Raw genomic sequence first — 763 nt, forward strand, 5'->3', positions numbered from 1 at the left:
ACTCAGACAGATTCCCGTACGCATGTTATTTAATGATCCTGAGCTTAACCTCAGAGCTGAATACACGCTATTTGATAGGCAAACTGGACGCCCACTTTGCGTAGGCGATGGTGAACATTGTCAGCGCAGAACGAGTAACGGTGTTGAGCAGCTGCCATGCCCATCACCTGATCGCTGCCCACTAGCACAAGGCGGTGCTTGTAAGCCCTACGGTAGGCTCTACGTCAACCTTAGTGAAGACGATGAGCTTGGCACGTTTATCTTTCGTACCACGGGTTTCAATAGCATTCGTACACTGGCAGCACGCCTGAGCTACTTCGCAGCGGTATCAGGCAATAAGCTATCCTGTTTACCACTCCAATTAACGCTACGTGGCAAAAGCACCACGCAAAGCTACCGTACACCCATCTACTTTGTGGATTTGACGCTACGTGATGGTGTGACTTTAAAGCAAGCGGTACAAGATGCGCAATCGATTGATTGTGAGCTTAGCGAACATGGTTTTGACCAAGCAGCGTTAGAGATAGCTGCTAAGCAAGGCTATGTCAATTCTTGCTTTGAGGTTGATAGCGATAACCTATTGGATGTGGCAGAAGAGTTTTATCCAGTAGAGGCAGATGAGGCTAATAGTGATCATCAAGGAGCGTCGCAAAATGGTATTGCTCCCTACAATGTCGGTAATATCGAAAGAAGTCTAAGGGAGAGTGTGACAGCTATAAGTTAAAGCAGTGATAAGGATAGACGGTATAAAAGAGGAGCTGAT

At 46.9% G+C, this 763-nt stretch carries 1 protein-coding gene; it reads left to right on the plus strand.

Annotation, left to right across the window (positions count from 1 at the left end; genetic code table 11):
• The coding region (locus ACT3S4_RS14370) for a recombination directionality factor (protein ID WP_444761309.1) at positions 1-724 on the plus strand (724 nt) is incomplete at its 5' end.
• Between the last annotated feature and the right edge of the window lie 39 nt (positions 725-763).

Source organism: Psychrobacter sp. AOP30-A2-5 (assembly GCF_052378115.1).
In the GTDB taxonomy this organism is placed as follows: Bacteria; Pseudomonadota; Gammaproteobacteria; order Pseudomonadales; family Moraxellaceae; genus Psychrobacter.